General features: G+C 72.1%; 19 protein-coding genes. 6 read left to right on the top strand and 13 right to left on the bottom strand.

What is annotated here, in order from left to right:
• Positions 1 to 71: 71 nt before the first annotated feature.
• Entirely contained in the window at positions 72 to 1,058 is a 987-nt protein-coding gene (locus ACZ4A5_RS10400; protein ID WP_467580887.1) for a DMT family transporter, read from the top strand.
• Positions 1,059 to 1,061: 3 nt separating this feature from the next.
• Here the strand turns inward: ACZ4A5_RS10400 and ACZ4A5_RS10395 are convergent, their stop codons facing one another.
• The 9 genes from ACZ4A5_RS10395 to ACZ4A5_RS10355 form a co-directional block, all read right to left on the bottom strand.
• Entirely contained in the window at positions 1,062 to 1,739 is a 678-nt protein-coding gene (locus ACZ4A5_RS10395; RefSeq protein WP_467580881.1) for an ABC transporter ATP-binding protein, read from the bottom strand.
• A gap of 1 nt (position 1,740) precedes the next feature.
• Positions 1,741 to 2,781, bottom strand: coding sequence for an ABC transporter ATP-binding protein (locus tag ACZ4A5_RS10390; RefSeq protein ID WP_467581238.1), 1,041 nt, complete (start codon positions 2,779 to 2,781; stop codon positions 1,741 to 1,743).
• 92 nt (positions 2,782 to 2,873) lie between these two features.
• Positions 2,874 to 3,731 carry an ABC transporter permease gene (locus ACZ4A5_RS10385; protein WP_467580878.1) on the bottom strand — a complete coding sequence of 286 codons (858 nt, stop codon included), beginning with the start codon at positions 3,729 to 3,731 and terminating at the stop codon, positions 2,874 to 2,876.
• Positions 3,724 to 4,680, bottom strand: coding sequence for an ABC transporter permease (locus ACZ4A5_RS10380; RefSeq protein ID WP_467581235.1), 957 nt, complete (start codon positions 4,678 to 4,680; stop codon positions 3,724 to 3,726). The genes ACZ4A5_RS10385 and ACZ4A5_RS10380 overlap by 8 nt, the downstream gene beginning before the upstream one ends.
• Before the next feature lie 41 nt (positions 4,681 to 4,721).
• Positions 4,722 to 6,305, bottom strand: a complete 1,584-nt coding sequence (locus ACZ4A5_RS10375) for an ABC transporter substrate-binding protein (protein WP_467580876.1) — start codon at positions 6,303 to 6,305, stop codon at positions 4,722 to 4,724.
• A 654-nt stretch (positions 6,306 to 6,959) separates the two neighbouring features.
• Entirely contained in the window at positions 6,960 to 7,787 is an 828-nt protein-coding gene (locus ACZ4A5_RS10370) for an alpha/beta fold hydrolase (RefSeq protein ID WP_467580872.1), read from the bottom strand.
• On the bottom strand, positions 7,784 to 8,371 hold the full coding sequence (locus tag ACZ4A5_RS10365; RefSeq protein ID WP_467580868.1) for a TetR/AcrR family transcriptional regulator: 588 nt from the start codon (positions 8,369 to 8,371) through the stop codon (positions 7,784 to 7,786). Before ACZ4A5_RS10365 ends, ACZ4A5_RS10370 begins: the two co-directional genes overlap by 4 nt.
• A gap of 80 nt (positions 8,372 to 8,451) precedes the next feature.
• Complete coding sequence (locus ACZ4A5_RS10360; RefSeq protein WP_467580865.1) at positions 8,452 to 9,180, bottom strand: tyrosine-protein phosphatase; 729 nt, start codon at positions 9,178 to 9,180, stop codon at positions 8,452 to 8,454.
• A 69-nt stretch (positions 9,181 to 9,249) separates the two neighbouring features.
• Complete coding sequence (locus ACZ4A5_RS10355; protein WP_467580862.1) at positions 9,250 to 9,516, bottom strand: GlsB/YeaQ/YmgE family stress response membrane protein; 267 nt, start codon at positions 9,514 to 9,516, stop codon at positions 9,250 to 9,252.
• 158 nt (positions 9,517 to 9,674) lie between these two features.
• Between ACZ4A5_RS10355 and ACZ4A5_RS10350 the strand changes: the two genes are divergently transcribed.
• Positions 9,675 to 9,905 carry a hypothetical protein gene (locus tag ACZ4A5_RS10350; RefSeq protein ID WP_467580859.1) on the top strand — a complete coding sequence of 77 codons (231 nt, stop codon included), beginning with the start codon at positions 9,675 to 9,677 and terminating at the stop codon, positions 9,903 to 9,905.
• A gap of 192 nt (positions 9,906 to 10,097) precedes the next feature.
• Entirely contained in the window at positions 10,098 to 10,364 is a 267-nt protein-coding gene (locus ACZ4A5_RS10345; protein WP_467580856.1) for a hypothetical protein, read from the top strand.
• Between the two features lie 28 nt (positions 10,365 to 10,392).
• Here ACZ4A5_RS10345 and ACZ4A5_RS10340 read toward each other — a convergent pair whose 3' ends face one another.
• From ACZ4A5_RS10340 to ACZ4A5_RS10325, 4 genes are all read right to left on the bottom strand, one after another.
• Positions 10,393 to 11,523 carry an acyl-CoA dehydrogenase family protein gene (locus tag ACZ4A5_RS10340; RefSeq protein ID WP_467580853.1) on the bottom strand — a complete coding sequence of 377 codons (1,131 nt, stop codon included), beginning with the start codon at positions 11,521 to 11,523 and terminating at the stop codon, positions 10,393 to 10,395.
• The gene (locus tag ACZ4A5_RS10335) at positions 11,520 to 12,707 is read right to left on the bottom strand and encodes an acyl-CoA dehydrogenase family protein (RefSeq protein ID WP_467580850.1); all 1,188 of its coding nucleotides are present in this window, start codon (positions 12,705 to 12,707) and stop codon (positions 11,520 to 11,522) included. Before ACZ4A5_RS10335 ends, ACZ4A5_RS10340 begins: the two co-directional genes overlap by 4 nt.
• On the bottom strand, positions 12,704 to 13,702 hold the full coding sequence (locus tag ACZ4A5_RS10330) for an NADPH:quinone oxidoreductase family protein (RefSeq protein WP_467580847.1): 999 nt from the start codon (positions 13,700 to 13,702) through the stop codon (positions 12,704 to 12,706). The genes ACZ4A5_RS10335 and ACZ4A5_RS10330 overlap by 4 nt, the downstream gene beginning before the upstream one ends.
• Before the next feature lie 209 nt (positions 13,703 to 13,911).
• Complete coding sequence (locus ACZ4A5_RS10325) at positions 13,912 to 14,949, bottom strand: LacI family DNA-binding transcriptional regulator (protein ID WP_467580844.1); 1,038 nt, start codon at positions 14,947 to 14,949, stop codon at positions 13,912 to 13,914.
• Between the two features lie 174 nt (positions 14,950 to 15,123).
• Here ACZ4A5_RS10325 and ACZ4A5_RS10320 point away from each other — a divergent pair, with 174 nt between their 5' ends.
• Genes ACZ4A5_RS10320 through ACZ4A5_RS10310 form a run of 3 tightly spaced genes read left to right on the top strand, consistent with a single transcriptional unit; the run spans position 15,124 to position 18,145 of the window.
• Positions 15,124 to 16,419 (top strand): ABC transporter substrate-binding protein, encoded by a 1,296-nt coding sequence (locus ACZ4A5_RS10320; protein ID WP_467580841.1) that lies wholly within the window; start codon positions 15,124 to 15,126, stop codon positions 16,417 to 16,419.
• Positions 16,416 to 17,318 (top strand): carbohydrate ABC transporter permease, encoded by a 903-nt coding sequence (locus tag ACZ4A5_RS10315; protein ID WP_467581232.1) that lies wholly within the window; start codon positions 16,416 to 16,418, stop codon positions 17,316 to 17,318. Before ACZ4A5_RS10320 ends, ACZ4A5_RS10315 begins: the two co-directional genes overlap by 4 nt.
• A 41-nt stretch (positions 17,319 to 17,359) precedes the next feature.
• Entirely contained in the window at positions 17,360 to 18,145 is a 786-nt protein-coding gene (locus ACZ4A5_RS10310) for a carbohydrate ABC transporter permease (RefSeq protein ID WP_467581229.1), read from the top strand.
• Positions 18,146 to 18,150: the final 5 nt, after the last annotated feature.

Raw genomic sequence — 18,150 nt, 5'->3', positions numbered from 1 at the left:
CCTCCATCAAAGACATTCTTTGAGATGCGAATAGAATTCGTTATTTGCCTTATAGATCGGGCGTTGTTAATTTGACAGCTCAGTCCCTGACCGAGCTGGTGGTGTTTTCTATGACGGCGGCACAGCGTGCGGCGACCCCATGGCTTCCGATGGCGGCCACGGCGGCGCTGTGGGGGTCGGCATTCACCGCGATCCGTGTCGCCCTGCCGGACTATTCGCCCACCACGATCGCGCTCCTGCGCATCGCCGTCACCGTGGTGCTGCTCCTGCCGTGCCTGGCGCTCAAGCGCATCGGCCGCCTGGAGCGCGGGGACGTTCTGCGCATGGCGGCCTTCGGGCTCACCGGGATGACCGCGTACCAAGTGCTGCTGTGCGCCGGCGAGCAGAGCGTGGAAGCGGGCACCGCGGCCATGCTGATCGCCGCTTCCCCGGTCTTCACGACCGTGCTGGGCATGGCCTTCCTCGGCGACCGCCCCGGGCGGCGCGGGCTGGCCGGTCTCGGCCTCGCCCTGTGCGGTGCGCTGCTGGTCGCGGTCACGTCGGGCTCCGGAAGCGGTTCTCTCACGGGGGCGCTGATGGTCCTCCTCGCGGCCGCCACCCAGGCCACGTCGTTCGCGCTCCAGAAGCCGCTGCTCAAGAAGTATTCGGGCGCGGAATGTGTCTTCTACGGCAGCCTGTTCGGCCTCGTCCCGCTGCTGGCGACGGCTCCGGACGCCGTCGGCCAGGTCGCGGCCGCCGACACCCACCGCACCCTGGCGGTCCTCTGGCTGGGCCTGGGCTGCACGGCCATGGCCTTCTGGACCTGGTCGCGCACGCTGCGCGCGACGACCGCGTCGACCGCCTCGCTCGTGCTGTACGCGGTGCCCGTCGCCGCGCTCGCCCTGGACGCCGCGTTCCTCGGCAACGTCCCCGCCCTCAGCGCGGTGCTCGGCGGCCTGCTGGTCCTCGCCGGCGTCGCCGTCGCCTCGGTGCGCCGCGCGACGTCCGCGCCGCGCCCGGCGGCCCGGGCCTCCACAACGCCCGAGCGGGAACTGACCGGCGCGGGCAGCCGGAAGTAGCCGTCAGCCGACGGTGGGCGCCTCGGCGTCCGCCAGTTCCTCCCACCGCACCGTACGGTCGCACCAGCGGCCGAGAAGCGTGCGGTCGTGGCCCACGGCCAGCAGGCCCGCGCCGGTCTCCGCGCGGTACTCCTCGACCACGGCCACCAGAGCGGCGGTCGTGGACGCGTCCAGCATCGCCGTCATCTCGTCGCAGATCAGCCAGCGCGGGCGCAGCACGAGCGCCCTCGCCAGGCAGGCGCGTTGCAGCTGCCCGTCGCTGACCTCGTGCGGCCGCCGCCGCAGCAGGTCGGCGGAGAGGCCGACGCGCCCGGCGAGTTCGGCCGTCCTCCCGTCGGCCTCGGCGCGGCGCCCGGTGGCCCGCAGCGGTTCCGCGATCAGGTCGGCGAGCCGCATCCGCGGGTCCGCCGAGAGGCGCGGCTGCTGGAAGACGACGCCGAAGGCGGTGCGCTGCTCGCGCGGGGCCCGGTGGCGCCAGCCGTGGGCGGGGGTGCCGTCGATGACGACGCTGCCGGAGTAGGGCCGGTGCAGCAGCGCGGCGACCCTGGCGAGGGTGGACTTGCCGCAGCCGCTGGGGCCGAGCAGTCCGACGGCCTCCCCCGCCCCGACGGTCAGCGAGACGTCCCGCACGACGGGGGCCCGTCGCTCGTAACCCGCGGTGATCCGGCTCAGTTCAAGCACGTCAGCTCTCCTCCGGGTGGTGACAGGCGACGCCGTCGACGAGAGGCGGCACCGTTCCGCAGGCGTCCGTCGCCTTGACGCAGCGGGCGGCGAAGGCGCAGCCGGGCGGCAGGTCGCCGAGTTCGGGCGGCATGCCGGGGATCGGGGTGAAGGCGCGCTCGGGCAGGGCGTCGAGCAGCCTGCGGGCGTACGGGTGGCGGGGTCCTCCGGTGCCGAAGAACGTGGTGGCATCGGTGATTTCGACGATGCGGCCCGCGTACATCACGGCGACGCGGTCGGCGATGCGCTCCGCCGCCGCGAGGTCGTGGGTGATCATCAGCAGGGCGTGCCCGGAGTCGGCGTGCCGGCGCAGTTCGTCGGCCGTACGGTCCACGAGGTCGCGGTCGAGGCCGGTGGTCGGCTCGTCGGCGAGGAGCAGCGGGGCGTTCCCGACCAGGGCGAGGGCGGTGGCCGCGCGCTGGGCGAGGCCGCCGGAGAGCTCGTGGGGGTGGCGGTCGAGGTGGTCGGCGGGGAACGCGGCGCGCGCGGCGGCGGCTTCACCGGCTTCCCGGAGGCCGTCCTTCCGGGGCGCGGTCGTTCCGGGACCGGCTGCCGGAAGACCGTCTTCCGGACGGGCGTCCCGGTGCGGAGCGTCCTTCCGGCGCGCGTCCTGGTGGAGAGCGTCCTTCCGGCGGCCGGTCTTCCGGATCCCGGTCAGCTCGCGCAGTGTCTCGTGGAGGTGCGAGCGCACGGTGCGTACGGGCGTGAGGTGCGCGGCCGGGCTCTGGGGTACGAGGCCGATGCGCCGACCGCGTACGGTGCGGGCCAGCGTGCGCTCGTCGGCGGCGAGGAGGTCGAGCCCGCCGTCGGCCCCACCGGCGGCGCCGGTCCCCGCGAGCAGCGCCTGTCCCGCCGTCCGGGCGTTGGCCGGCAGCAGTCCCAGCAGCGCGGAGGCAAGAACGGACTTGCCGCAGCCGCTCTCGCCGATCAGCGCGAGGCACTCCCCCGGCCGTACGTCGAAGGTGGCGTCGGTGACCGCGGCGACGTCTCCGCCGGCGCGCATCCGGAAGCGGACGGACAGGCCGCGTACGGACAGGACGGGCCCGTCCGCGTCCCGGCCGCCGGGCGGCGCGGTCTCTTCGGGGGCACTCGTGGTCACAGCGTCAGCTCCGATCGGCGGCGCGGATTGAGCCGGTCCCGCCAGGCGGCCGCGAGGCCCGCGATGGCCAGGGTGGGGACGATGATGAACAGGCCGGGGAAGAGGGTCGGCCACCAGTCACCGGCGAGCAGCGAACCCCGGGCGGCCTGGACCATGTTGCCGAGGCTCGCCTGGTGGGTGGGCAGCCCGAGGCCCAGGAAGGACAGCGCGGACTCGTGCCAGATCGCGTGCGGGACCATCAGCACCGCCGCGAGCCCGGCCTGCGGCAGCACGCCCGGCAGGAGGTGCCGCACGGTGACGCGCCACCGGGACGAGCCGCCTGCCACGGCCGCGTCGATGTACGGGCGAGAGCGCAGCGACAGCACCTCGGCCCGGACGATCCGGGCGGTCGACAGCCAGTGGGTGAAGGCGACCGAGACGATCACCGGCCAGACGCCCGGCCGGAACATCGCCACGATGAAGATGCCGAGCAGCAGATGCGGCACCGAGGAGCACAGGTCGACGACCCGCATCACGACGCGGTCCGCCCAGCCGCCGAGCGCGCCCGCCAGCGCGCCGACCGCCGTACCGACGACCGTCGCCGAGAAGGCCGCGACCACGCCGACGAGGAGGGAGACACGCAGCCCGTAGACGCAGCGCAGCAGCAGGTCGCGGCCGACCTCGTCGGTACCGAAGGGGTGGGCCCAGGACGGCGGGCGGAGCTTGGCGCCGAGGTCGACGGCCTGCTCGTCCAGGGGGACGAGCGCGGGCACCAGCAGCGCGACGAGGACGACGGCCGCGACGAGCACGCCGGAGACGCTCGGGGGCGGCACGCGCAGGGCCCGCCGGGTCGTGCCGCCGAGGGTGTCAGCCATCGAATCCCACCCTCGGGTCGGCCAGTCCGTACAGCAGGTCGGACAGCAGGTTGCCCACCAGGACCGCGGCCGTGGCGAGCACGGTCAGGGCCGCGAGCAGCGGGAAGTCGACCTTGGTGGCCGCCTCCACGGTCGCGGACGCGATGCCGGGCCAGCTGAAGACCGTCTCCACCAGGAGCGCGCCGGTGATGAGTTCGGGGACGCGCGAACCGATGAGCGTGAGGACGGGCAGCAGCCCGGAGCGCAGGGCGTGGTGGAGGAGGACGGTCCGTTCGCGCAGGCCGCGCGCGCGTGCGCCGCGCACGGGGTCCTCCTCCAGCGCGTCGCCGACGCCCTGGCGTACGTACAGCACGAACCACGGCAGCTGGGAGACGGCGAGCACCAGCGCGGGCAGGACGAGATGGGAGACGACCTGGCCGGGGGTGGCCGCGTCGCTGCCCGTGTCGGTGAGCCCGCCGGACGGCAGGGCGTCGAGCTTGAGGGCGAGGAACCAGATGGCGAGCAGCCCGAGCCAGAAGGGCGGCGCCGCTTCGAGCGCGTACGCCACGGAGGTCACGGCCCGGTCGAACAGGCCGCCCCGGCGCCGTGCCGCGAGGACACCCAGCGCCGTGCCGGCGGTGACCGCCAGCGCGAACGCGACAGCGCACAGGAGCACGGACCAGCCGATGCGCTCGCCGATGACCTGGGCGACGGGCTGGCGCAGGGAGGTGGAGTCGCCGAGGTCGCCGGTGACGGCGGCGGTGATCCAGTCCCACCAGCGGACGGCGAACGGCCGGTCGGCGCCGAGGTTCTCGCGCAGCTGGTCGAGGACCCCCTGGCCCGCGCTCAGCCCGGCGGAGCCCGCGTACGCCTGGGCCGGGTCGAAGGGCGAGGCCGCGGCGATGGCGAAGACGCCGAAGGTGACGGCGGCGAGCACGGGGACGGCGGCCAACAGCCGCCGTCCGGCCATGCGCGCCATCGGCCCCCAGGGGAGCCGGACGGCGGCGCGGGTCACTTCTTCGGCTGCCAGGACTCGACGTTCCACCACGGTCCGGCGCCCAGGCCGTGGTCGTGGGGCTCGACCTGGGTGGTGATGTCCTGCCACTCGTCGTTCATGACGTAGAGGTGGTCGACGTGGGTGAGGAAGGTGTAGCCGGGGTTGTCGGCGAGCCCCCGCTGGACCTTCTCGTAGGCGGCCTTGCGGGCGCCCTTGTCGCCGCTGCGGCGCCCTTCCTCCAGGGCCTTGTCCACCTCGGGGTCCGCGTAGGCGGCCATGTTGTTGAAGCCGTCGAGGGCGAGCGAGGAGTGGAGCAGGTTGTAGAGGTCGAAGTCGGGGTCGGCGGGGTTGCCGCCGCCGGCCAGGACCGCGTCGTTCTTCATCCGCGGTTCGATGACCTCCCAGGTGCCGCTCTGCACCTCGACCTTGAGGCCGGCCTTCTTGGCGTCGGAGGCGAAGGCCAGGGCGTGGTCCTGGCGGAGCTTGTCACCGGCGGGGAACCAGAGGGTGAACTCCGCGCGCTGCCCGTCCTTCTCGCGGATGCCGCCGTCGCCGGTCTTCCAGCCGGCGTCGTCGAGCAGCTTCTTCGCCTTGTCGAGGTCGTACGGGCGCTCGGTGCCCTTGGCGAACCACTCGCTGTCGGTGGGGACCGGGCCGTAGCCCGCCTTGCCCGCGCCTTCGAGCAGCTTGTCGACCATGGCCTTGCGGTCGACGGCGAGGTCGAGGGCGCGGCGGACGGCGATGTCGCCGGTCACCTTGTTCGCCGTGGGCAGGGTGACGCCGCGGAAGTCGGTGGTCCGGGCGGTGACGGACAGCTTGGACTTGTCGCCCTTGAAGCTCTTGGCGAGGTTCGGCGGCAGGATGGCGCCGTCGAGGTCGCCGTTGCGCAGGCGCGTGGCGCGGATGTCGTCGTCCTTGACGATCGCCATGGTGAGCTTCTTGATCTTCGGCTCGCCGCCCCAGTAGTCGGGGTTGGCCTTGAAGCTGAGCTTCTCGCCCTTGCTCCAGCCGGTGAGGACGTACGGGCCGGTGCCGATCGGCGCCGTGTTGAACGAACCGGTGTTGACGTCCTGTCCCTTGGCCGCGTGCTCGGGGGCGATGGGCAGCACGGTGCGCTCGGCGAACGGCGCGTACGGGTACTTCAGCGTGAAGACGACGGTGTCGTCGCCCTCCGCGCGCACCCCGTCGATGGCGTCGAGCTCGCCCTTGGCGGCGTTGTTGGTCTTCTCGTCGAGGATGGTCCGGTAGGTGAAGACCACGTCCTTCGCGGTGAACGGCTCGCCGTCGCTGAACTTCACGCCGTGCCGGAGCTTGTACGTGTATGTCTTCCCGTCGTCGGCCACCGCGGGCAGCTCGGCGGCGAGGGCGGGCCGGAGCCTCATGTCCGCGTCGCGGCGCAGCAGCCCGTCGAAGATCTTGGAGTTGCCGTCCTTGCCGTAGCCGAGCAGCGGGCTGAGCGTCTCGGGCTCATTGGCGAGCCCGACGACGAGCGACTCCTTGTCCTTCCCCCCACCGGGCGTCGAACACGCCGCGGCACCTGCCGCGAGAACCCCTGCCATGGCCGCGGCGGCCACTCCCCGTACGGACCGGGCCGTCATGCCCCACACCCTCTTACTCACGTTTTTCTGCTATTGCGAACCAGTTGCAATTAAACAGTATGCAAAGGAGAGGTCATGGGGTGGGGGCTTTGGTGCAGGCCAGAGGGGTCGGCCCGGCGTCGGGCGGCCCTGGGGAGCCAAACGGGGAGCCATCCGGGTCGACCAGGAGCGGGAACCCCTCGCTGCGCGTCAGGAATGCCCCCGGTGCCGCCATTCAGCCCGTTGTACGCCCTGTCCGTTACCCACACCTTGATGAAGGCTCGGCGGTGCGCCCGGACAAGAAGACGGCGCCCGAACACAAAGGGGAGGGGGCAACAGTGGCCAAGGTTTCACAGAAGTGCGGGGCCCGGACCGGGACCGGTAAGCGATGCGAGCGAGCGGTGTCACCCGGAACATCCCGCTGTTGGCAACATCCTGGCGACTGGACCAAGCGCGGCCAGCTCAACCGGCAACTGAAAGTGCTCAAGGAGGCTAGGGAGCAGCTGAACAAGTCGCGCAAGAAGTGACCTGACTCCCGGCGCCACCCGGGTGGGGGTCAGCGGGACCGTCCGCGGAACCCTCGGACGGTTCCGCCTGCCGGTCGCAGCGGGGACATCACCCCGATCGTCTGACAGGTGAAGTCATGATCCAGGTCGGAACCTCAGGCGCACAGCCTCACGCCAGCACCGTCAGCAACTGCTTCGCGAAGTCCTCCGGGTGTTCCGTGCAGCCGAGGTGGCCGCCCTTGAATTCCACGAGGGGGGTGCCGAGCAGGTCGGACAGGCGGGCGGCCGGGCCGTAGAGAGGGGTCTGGGCGCGGGAGTCACGGCCGGCGGCCAGGGTCAGGCGGTTCGAGGCGCGGTGGAGGGCGACGATGTCCAGGGCCGTGCCCGAGAACGGGCACAGCATGTGCTTCAGGAAGACGGGGAAGTTGGCGTGCATCCGCGGGAGCATCTCCTGGATCTCGGGCGGCAGTTCCGTCGCCTCCTCCGCGGAGCGGTCGTCCCCCAGGCCCTCGCTGAAGCGGGCCATCGCGGCACCGAGCCCCTCCTCGCAGAAGAGCTCGCGCACCTCGGCGAAGAGCGCGCGGTGCGGCGCGGGGTCCTCGAGGACCTCCAGGAGCGGCGGCTCGTGGGCGACCACGCGGCGCAGCCGTTCGGGGTGCCGGGCCAGGAGGTCCAGCGCGACGATGGCGCCCGAGCTGTTGCCCAGGACGTACGCCTCCCGGTCCGGGGAGAGCAGGTCGAGGAGCCGGCGCGCGTCGTCGCTCCAGACCTCCACCCGCTGGTCGGCGAGGGGGCCGTCGAGGGGGCTGCGGGACAGGCCGCGCGGGTCGTAGGAGACCACGGTGCAGTGGGCGGCGAGGCGCGTCGCGATTCCCTCGTACATCCCGGCGTCACCGGCACCGCCGGGGATCAGCAGCAGGACCGGGCCGCTGCCGCGCTTCTCGTAGTGCAGGGTGGCGCCGGGCACCGCGAGGGTGCCTGTCGTGGGCTTGGTCATCGTTCGCTCCCAGCGTGTCGGGACGGCCAGTTCTCCAGGAGGACGTGCAGGGCGTCGAGTGAGCGCGACCACGACGCGCGTACGTCGCGGGAGTGACCGAAGCCGCCGCTGAGCTCCAGGTGGATGTAGCCGTGGAAGGTGCTGCGCAGGAGGCGGCCCGCGTCGGTCAGGTCGGGCTCGGTGAGGCCGTAGGCGCGCAGCATGCCGTAGGTCAGCTCGACGCTGCGGCGCAGGCCGACGGAGTCGGCGACCTCTTCGGGGTCGAGGCGCATCTGGGTCGCCGCGTAGCGGCCCGGGTGCTCGAGGGCGTAGTCGCGGTAGGCGTCGGCGAAGGCGACGAGCGCGTCCTTGCCGGCCCGGCCCGCCACGGCCGCCGCGATGCGGCCGGTCATCTCCTCGGAGGCCCGCAGCGCGACCCGCACCCGGAGGTCCCGCACGTTCTTGACATGCGAGTACAGGCTCGCGTCCTTCACCCCGAAGCGCCGGGCGAGGGCGGAGAGCGTGACCTCGTCGATCCCGCTCTCGTCCGCGAGCTCCCCGGCCGCTTCCGTCAGCTTGGCAACGGTCAGCCCTGCGCGCACCATGCGGCCGCCTCCTTCACGTTCCTAGTATGCACAGGCAGAAACCTAACACACCTAGGTTTTAAGGTGGGAGGCCGACACGGTCAGGGCGTCAGCAGCCGGTCGCGCAGCGCGGCCGCCAGGTCGTCGTCGACGCCGAGCCGCTCCGCGGCATAGCCGCGCACCGATCCGTAACGGGCGCTCAGGTCGGCCAGGAAGAGGCGCATGATCTCCGCGGGGGCGCGGCCGTAGGCGGGCCAGGTGAGCGTGAGGTGGGGGTAACCGGCGTGCCATTCGGCCACCAGGCGCTCGGTGGCGAGGCCGGTCAGGGCGAAGTCGGCGACGATGTCGTCCTCGCGCACTCCGAGCAGGACGAGGACGAGCATGGCCAGCAGGCCGGTGCGGTCCTTGCCGGAGTGGCAGTGGAACACCAGCGGGGCGGTGTCGTCGGCGATGATCTCCAGCGCGCGCCGGATCTCCTTGGCGCCGTCGTGGGCGACCTCGGCGTACTTGTCGGCGAGGAAGCGCGCGGGCTCGACGTCCGGGGCCAGGCCCGCCTGGTCGTACGGCCGGTGCTCGATGCTCAGGTGGTGATAGGCCAGCCCCTCGTGGCGCGGGACGCGTCCGCTGCGCTCGATCTCCCAGGGGTACCGCAGGTCGATCACGGTGCGGACACCCAGGGCGAGGAAGCGGTCCCAGTCGTCGCCGCGCAGCTTGCCCAGCGAGTCGGAGCGGAAGAGGCGGCCCCAGCCGACGGTGCGACCGTCGGCGGCCCGGTAGCCGCCCAGGTCCCGGAAGTTGTGCAGGCGCTCGAACGCTATATGTCTCTTCACTCGGATCACACTAGAGACACGGCCCTGAGCCGGTCCGGGAACTGGCGGCTCCGTTACGCCAGTTGCGCATCAGTCACGCGAGTTGCCGAAGAGGATGCGGTATCCGATCAGCAGGACGAGCGAGCCGGCGATCGCGGAGCCCCAGGTGGCGGCGTCGAAGAAGTGGTTACTGATCGGCTTGTGCAGGAACTTGGCCGACATCCAGCCGCCGATGAACGCTCCGGCGATGCCGATGAGAGTGGTGCCGATCAACCCACCGGGGTCGCGTCCCGGCAGCAGGATCTTCGCGATCGCTCCGGCCAGCAACCCCAGGATGATCCAGCCGATGATGCCCATGGTGTCGTCTCTGCCTTTCCAGCGGTTGATCTGTGGTGCGCTGTCCGCACAGGAGTCCGGACACTGTGAGTGACGCGTGGCAGTGGGGCAGCGGTTTCACCTCCGACCTCACCGACTCGCTGGTATTGCCCAGTTGCGCAACCCCTAAAGTGTCATTCATGACACACGATGGCGTGGCGGAATGGGAGACGGCCGTGCTCGAGGGCGGGCCGGCGGACGGGGCGCTGATCCGGCTGGCCGACCGGCCGGGAGTGGTGCAGGTCACCCACCCCTGTGCGGTGGAGGACTCCACGAGCGGGATGCGCGTCGAAGCGCTGTACGTATACCGGCGCGATCCGCGTGTGAAGGAAGCGCCCCTGCGGTACGGCTTCGACCCGGCGAGCCCTTAGATCCGCCGGGCCACCGGCACGGGGCGCCCGTCGGCCGCGTCCCCGCACTCCCCTCGGCGGAGCCGACAGCCCATCGGAACGACAGAGCCGGCCCTGTCGGGGACGGTCACCGGATCGCGCACGGAAGGAGCTCAGTTGCCGCAGGGCGGGACACCATCGACCGGCAGTAGCAACCTGCGTATCGGAGCGGCGGTGGCCGAGATCGAGGGCCTCTGCGCCGCGTTGCACGCCACCGCGGACGAGCGGCGCCGGGAACGGCTCCTGGGTGAACTCGCCCAGGCCGGACGGCGCCTCACCGATCTCACGCTCCTACCGCAGAGGGAGCGTGGGGGCGTCCAGCCGCGTTCGCGCTGGCAGCGGCGGCGGTTCCTGGCGGCCCGCGGGGCCGCCAGGATCATCGCGTTCACCACGCCGGACAGCCGCGCGGACAGGACGGCGCCCCTCGGGAACAGCCACTGACCCGGGCCGGATCCGCGCCTGATCCGCCTCAGGCGACGGGGCCGGGCACGTCAGCCAGCCACGCCAGGGACTGGCGGTGCCGGGCCGGCGTGCCCAGGGCGGTCACGCCGGTCTTGGCGCGCTTGAGGTAGAGGTGCGCCGGGTGTTCCCAGGTCATGCCGAGGCCGCCGTGCAGTTGGACGCACTCCTCCGCGGCGCGAACCGCGGCCTCGGCGCAGCGGGACTGGGCCACGGCGACGGCGATAGCGGTGTCGGGGGCCTCGGTCGCGAGCGCGTCGGCGGCGTTGCGGGCGGTGGCGCGGGCCGAGGCGATGTCCAGCCAGAGCGCCGCGAGCCGGTGCTTGAGTGCCTGGAAGGATCCGATGGGGCGGCCGAACTGCCGTCGCTCGGAGACGTGGCGCACAGTTTCGGCCAGGCACCACTCGGCGACGCCGAGCTGTTCGGAGGCGAGCAGTCCGGCGCCGGTGAGCAGCGCGGCGTCCAGGGCGGCGGCGGCCCGGCCGGGCCCGGCGAGCAGCGTGGCCGGGGCTCCGGAGAAAGTGATCCGGGCGATCGGCCGGGTGAGGTCGAGCGCGGTGAGCGGTGTGACCGTGACACCTTCCGCGGTGGGGTCCACGCTGTGGAGGCCGGTGTCCGTGGGCACGATGAGGATGCCGGACCCGGCGGCACCGGCGACGGAGTCGACCGTGCCGGTGAGCGACGCCCGCCCGGCACCGGTGGCTTCGGCGCGCACGGACGGCGGCGCGGACGCGCCCGGGGCGGTCGGCAGGGGCACCGCGAGCGCGCCCACCTGACGGCCTTCGGCGAGGGCGGCGAGCGGGGCGGCGACCTCGGGGCGGCCGGTGTCGCAGCCGAGCAGGGCGCGTACGGCCAGGACGGCACTGGTCAGGAAGGGGACGTCGGCGACGGTGCGGCCGAGCTCCTCCAGGACGACGGCGGCCTCACGGGCGGTTCCGCCCTGGCCGCCGCACTTCTCGGGCACGAGCAGCCCGGCCGTGCCCATGTCCGCGGCGAGGGCCTGCCAGAGGCCGGTGTCGTACGGCTGGCCGTCCTCGGCGCGGGCGAGGACGGACGCGGGGGCGCCGTGGGCGGTGAGCAGGGAGCGGACGGCGGCGCGCAGGTCCTCCTCGGCCTCGGAGTAGAGCAGGTCCGGCGTCATCGGGGCAGGTCCTTCCACGGGAGGTCCTTGTCGTTGCGGGGCTCGGGCGGCAGGCCGAGGACGCGCTCGGCGACGATGTTGAGCAGGATCTCCGAGGTGCCGCCTTCGATGGAGTTGCCCTTGGCGCGCAGATAGCGGTAGGCGGCGTCGCGGCCGGTGAAGTCGACGAGTTCGGGCCGGACCATGGTCCAGTCCTCATAGGTGAGCCCGTCCTCGGCGAGGAGTTCGAGCTCCAGGGCGCTGAGTTCCTGGTTGAGCCGGGCGAAGGCGAGTTTCAGGCCCGAGCCCTCGGGTCCGGGGCGGCCGCGCCTCAGCTGCTGGCGGAGCCGTTCGCCGGTGAGGCGGGCCGCCTCGGCGTCCACCCACAGGCTCAGCAGGCGCTGGTGGAGGTCGTGGGTGCGCAGCTCCGGGCGTTCGCGCCAGGTCCGGGCCACGACGCCGATCATGCCGCCTTCGCGGGGTACGCGCGTCCCGCCGATGGCCACCCGTTCGTTCATGAGGGTGGTCTGCGCGACCCGCCAGCCGTCACCGGCCTCGCCGAGGCGGTGCGCGTCGGGGATCCGTACGCCCGTGAGGAAGACCTCGTTGAACTCCGCCTCGCCCGTGATCTGGCGCAGCGGCCGCACCTCGACGCCCGGGTCGGTCATGTCGCAGATGAAGTAGGTGATGCCCTGGTGCTTGGGCACGTCGGGGTCCGTACGGGCGATGAGGATCGCCCAGCGGGCGAGGTGGGCGCTGGAGGTCCACACCTTCTGGCCGTCGACGGTCCAGCTGTCGCCGTCGCGCACGGCCCGGGTGGCGAGCCCGGCGAGGTCGGAGCCGGCGCCCGGTTCGCTGAACAGCTGGCACCACACCTCCTCGCCGGTCCACAGGGGCCGCAGGAAGCGCCGCTTCTGTTCGTCCGTGCCGTACTGGAGGATCGTGGGGGCGGCCATGCCGAGGCCGATGCCGATGCGGCGGGGGTCGTTGTCCGGGGCACCGGCCGCGTCGAGCGCGGCGTCGACGACCGGTTGGAGGGAGCGGGGCGCGCCGAGGCCGCCGAGCCCTTCGGGGAAGTGGATCCAGGCGAGCCCGGCGTCGAAGCGGGCCCGCAGGAAGTCGAGGGGCGCCGTGGTGGCCGGGTCGTGCGCGGCGAGGAGGGCGGCGACGCGGTCGCGCAACTCCGCGGCGTCCAGAGCGCTCATCGCGGGCCCTCCTGGGCGGGGAGGACGACGAGGCGGCCGGTGGTCGTGCCGTCGGCGACGCGCTGGACGGCGTCGGCCGCCGCGGTGAGCGGCAGGCGCTCGCTGACGAGGGGGCGGATGGCGCCCTGTGCGGCGAGTTTCGTCAGCTCGTCGTGGCAGGCGCGGACGGTGGCCGGGTCCTTGGTGTTGTAGAGGCCCCAGTGCAGGCCGAGGATGGAGTAGTTCTTCACCAGGGCGTGGTTGAGGGCCGCGCTGGGGATCTTGCCGCTCGCGAAGCCGACGATCACGATGCGGCCCTCGAAGGCGACGCACTTGGTCGACTGGGTGTAGGCGTCGCCGCCGACCGGGTCGTAGACGACGTCCGCGCCGTGGCCGCCGGTGGCGTCCTTGACGGCCGCGATCACGTCCTCGGCGCGGCGGTCGATCACCACGTCGCAGCCGTTCTCACGGGCCTCGCGGGCCTTGTCGGGGCCGCCGACGACGCCGATGACCGTGGCCCCGGCAGCCTTTCCGAGCTGTACGGCCGCGCTGCCGACGCCGCCCGCGGCGGCGTGGACGAGCAGGGTCTCGCCGGGCTGGACGCGGGCCCTGCGGTGCAGGCCGAACCAGCCGGTCTGGTAGCCGACGTGCAGGGCGGCGGCCTCGGCGTCGTCCAGGGACCCGGGGGCGGGCAGCAGGGTCCGGGCGTCCACGACGGCGCGCTCGGCGAAACCACCCGCGGGGAGGGCGGGTTGTGCGAGGACGCGCGCCCCCACCGTGCCCTCCGCGCCCTCCCCGAGGGCGAGGATCTCCGCGCAGGTCTCCACGCCGGGGGTGAACGGCAGGGGCGGGCGGACCTGGTACTGACCGCGGCACAGCAGCGCGTCGGGGAAGTTGACGTTGGCGGCGAGGACGCGGATGAGGGCCTCGCCCGGCCCGGGCCGGGGGTCCGCCACGTCCTCGAGACGCATGACGTCCCGGGGTTCGCCGTTGCTGTGCACTCGCCATGCCTTCACTGGGTCCTCCGGGGTGGTGGGGTGGCGTGCGATTCGCATACTAAGCGGTTGGTAAGGGCCGGGGGTAGGGGGTGGCCGAGCGGGGCGGACGGCCCGCCTTCGCCAAGGCGGACCTCAACTGCCCGGCGAGGCTGAGGGGTGGCCGAGCGGGGGGGACGGCCCGCCCCTTCGCCAAAGCGGACCTCAAGGGGTCCGCCCGCCGCGCGCGGCTACACCCGGCCCGTCGACTCGCGGGCGGTCAGACGCGGGGTCGCCGCCTGGACGCGGCCGGCCGGGGCTCCCGTCAGGAGCTCGGTCAGGAGGCGGGCCGCCTGGCGGCCGAAGGCGGGGGTGTCGCGCGTCAGCGCCGTCAGGGGCGGGTGCGTGCTGCGGCAGAGGACGGAGTCCTCCCAGGCCACGATGGAGAGTTCGGCGGGTACGGACACCCCGAGCTCCGCGGCGACGGCGAGGCCCGCGACGGCCATGACGTCGTTGTCGTAGACGATGGCGGTGGGCGGCCGTGCCGCGGACAGCAGCCGACGGGTGGCCGCGGCGCCCTGGGCGTCGGAGTAGTCGGTGGTGACCGAGGTGACGTCGGGCAGGCCGCGCCGCTCGGCCTCGGCCCGCAGGCAGGCCATCCGGCGCCGGGTGTGGGCGAGTTCGGGCAGGCCGGCGACATGGGTGACGCGGCGGTGCCCGAGGCCGTGCAGGTGGCCGACGATGGAGGCCATGGCGCCGGTGTCGTCGGCCCAGAGATTGGAGATCGCGCCGTGGGCGCCGATGTCCCCGTCGAGCGCTCCGATGACCACGGCGGGCAGGCCGAGTTCGTCCAGCAGGGCCGGGCGCGGGTCGTCCGCCCGGGGGTCGACGACGAGGAGCCCGTCGACGCGGTGCTCGGCCCACCAGCGGCGGTAGACCGCGCACTCCGCGTCGATGTCCTCGGCCATCTGGAAGAGCAGGCCGAGGCGGTGGTCCGCGAGCACTTCCTGCACGCCGGAGACCAGTTGGAGGAAGAAGGACTCGACGCCCAGGGTGCGGGCGGGCCTGGCCAGGACGAGTCCGACCGTGGCCGCCCCCTCGCCGGACAGGGCCCGGGCCGCGGTGCTGGGCTGCCAGCCGAGCTGTTCGGCGACCCGGCGCACGCGTGCGCGGGTGGCGTCGGAGACGCCGGGGCGGCCGTTGAGCGCGAAGGAGACCGCGCTCTCGGAGACGCCCGCGCGGCGCGCGACGTCCTTCATCGTCGGGCGGCGGGCCGGGGTGCGGCGCATGGGCTCTCCTTCTGCCCGCGCCCGGGGCGCGGGGCCGTACCGAAGCGCTCGAGCGAGCGTAACTCCCCGCAGGCTAAAGCGCATTAGCCGACAGCGGAAGTATTGACTTCACCCCGCCACGGGTGCAGCTTTTGTTGCGCACCTCCCGGTCCTACCGAAGGAGTTCGCCGCGCCATGCCCCGTTCCCGCAGAACCGCTGCCGCCGCCGTCCCGCTCCTCGCATCCGCCTTGTTGCTCACCGCCTGCGGCTCCGGTGGTGGTTCGGACGGCGATGCCGCGGACGGCAAGCCGGAGGGCGGCATCACCTTCCAGACCTGGAATCTGCGCAGCAAATTCAAGGACTACTTCGAGGGCCTGGCCGGCGAATTCGAGAAACAGCATCCGGGCGTCAAGGTCAAATGGATCGATCAGCCCGCCGACAACTACGCGGAGAAACTCAGCGCCGACGCCGGCGGCGGCACGCTGCCCGATGTCGTGAATGTGTCGCCCGACCTCTCCTATCCGCTGGCCAAGGCCGGGCTGCTGCTGAACCTGGACCGGGAGCGGGCCGCCGCGAAGTTCAAGGGCGAGTACACGCCCGAGGCGTGGCAGGGCAACGTGCTGCCGGGCCTGGACGGTTCGTACGCCTTTCCCTGGTATCTCAACACGGGTCCGCTGTTCTACAACAAGGCGCTCTTCCGGCAGGCGGGGCTCGATCCGGAGAAGCCGCCGAAGAGCTACGACGAGCTGTTCGCCACCGCCGACACGCTGGCGAAACGGTCCGGCGGGAAGACCGCGACCCTCGCCGGCACCCCGTCCATCGAGGACTTCGGGCGCTACGGCGTACGGCTGATGAACTCCGACGCCACGAAGTTCACCTACAACGAGCCCAAGGGCGTCGAGCTGCTCACCAGATACAAGGAGCTCTATACCCACGGCGGGCTCGACGCGCAGGCGCTCACCAATACCGCGGAGCAGGCTGGGCAGAAGTTCCTGGAGCAGAAGGTCGCCATGAATCCGGGCAGCGCCCACGACCTGGACACCTTCAAACAGAGCGCGCCCGGTCTGTACAAGGAGCTCGGCATCACCGACGCCCCGAACAACACGGGCAAGCCGAACATGTACGTGATGGGTCTGGCCGTCAGCAAGCAGAGCAAGCACAAGGCCGCGGCCGTCGCTTTCGCGCACTTCATCACGGACCGGAAGAACCAGGAGGACTTCGCGCACAAAGTCGCCGTCTTTCCCAGCACCAAGGGATCGCTGGAGGACCCTTACTGGACCAAGGACGACGGGACGGACGAGGGCCGGGTGCGGGTGGCCTCTGCGAAAATGCTCAAGGGCGCGGTCAATTACACGCCGGTGGTGCTGAGCGAGGAGATGAAGGTCGTCCTCAAGAACGAGGTCGCCAAGGCCCTTCAGGGCAAGAAGTCGCCCCAGCGGGCGCTGGACGACGCCGTCGCGCAGAGCGACAAGCTCCTCAAGCAGAGCTGACGGCCGTGAAGCAGCCCTCCGCACCTGTGCGCACCCACCGCGCGGCCAGCCCCTGGCTCTTCCTGCTGCCCGGCCTCGGGGTGATCGCCGCCTTCAACCTCTACCCCTTCGTCAGCACCGTCCAGAAGGCGTTCACCGACGCGCGCACGCTGACTCCGGGCAGTTGGGTGGGGCTGCGCAACTTCCAGGACATGCTGGGGGACGACCAGTTCTGGGTGGCCCTGCGCAACAGCGGGCTGTACGTCCTGCTGGTCGTGCCCTTCACCGTGCTGCTGCCGCTCCTGCTGGCGCTGCTGGTGCAGAAGCGGCTCCCGGGCGTGACGTTCTTCCGCTCCGCCTTCTACACCCCGGTCGTGGCCTCCGTCGTCGTGGTGTCGCTGATCTGGGCCTGGATGCTGGACGACCGCGGGCTCGTCAACGGCATCCTGCGCTTCTTCGGGGCCGGCCCGGTGGCCTTCCTCGGTGACGAGTGGCTGCTGCTGTTCAGCGCCATGGCGCTGACGGTGTGGAAGGGCCTCGGCTACTACATGATCATTTATCTCGCGGCGCTCGCGAACGTCCCGCGCGAGCTGCACGAGGCGGCCGCGGTCGACGGGGCCGGCGCCCTGCGGCGCTTCGTCAGTGTGACCGTCCCGGCCCTGCGCTCCACGATGGTGCTGATCGGCGCGCTGTCGTCGGTGGCCGCCTTCAAGGTCTTCTCCGAGGTCTATCTGCTGGCGGGCCCGACCGGCGGACCGGCCGGGCAGGACACCACGCTGGTGATGCTCGTCCAGCGCACCGGCACCGGGCTCAACGGGCGGGTGGGATACGCCTCGGCGCTGTCCCTCGTCGTCTTCGTGATCGCGCTGCTGCTGATGCTGCTGGTGCTCCGCGCCGACCGGAAGGAGAGCGTCTCGTGACGCGGACGTCCGGCTGGGAGAAGGCGCTGCGCTATCTGCTGATGCTCGTCGTGCTGGGCATCACCGTCGGGCCGTTCCTCTGGCAGCTGTCCACCTCGTTCAAGGGCCCGTCCGAGGACATCTACACCTATCCGCCCGGCTTCCTGCCCGAGCATCCGACCACCGGGAATTATGCGGGTGTCGCCGACATCATTCCGGTCTGGGACTATGCGTTGAACTCCCTCAAGGTCGCTCTCACCAATGTGGTCACCAACCTTGTCGGTGCCTCACTGGCCGGATACGCCCTGGCCCGGCTGCGCTTCCGCGGCCGGCGGCTCGCCGGGCTCGCCTTCGTGGTGGCGCTGCTCGTCCCTCTGGAGTCCATCGTCATCGCGCAGTTCACCATGATGCGCGACCTGCACCTCAACAACACCCTCACCGCCGTCGTCCTGCCCGGCGCGGTGGGCGCGCTCAATGTGCTGCTGATGCGCAACGCCTTCGCGAACCTCCCGTACGAGATCGAGGAGGCGGCCGTCATCGACGGGGCGAACGTCTGGCAGCGGTTTCACCGGATCGCCCTGCCGTCCGTACGCGGCACCCTGGCCGTCGTCGCGATCTTCTCCTTCATGGGCGCGTGGGACGACTTCCTCTGGCCGCTGATCGTCCTCTCCGACTCGGACCGCTTCACGCTGACCGTCGGCCTGAACTACCTGCACGGAACGTTCCAGCAGAACCCCCGGCTGGTCGCCGCGGGCACCATCATCGCCGTCGCACCGCTCATCGTGCTGTTCGCCTGCCTCCAGCGGTACTTCTTCCGCGGCGTCGGCGAAGGCGCCGTCAAGGGCTGACCCCG

Source organism: Streptomyces sp. NPDC025618, assembly GCF_055558795.1.
This window is presented reverse-complemented; position numbering and strand designations above follow the sequence as displayed.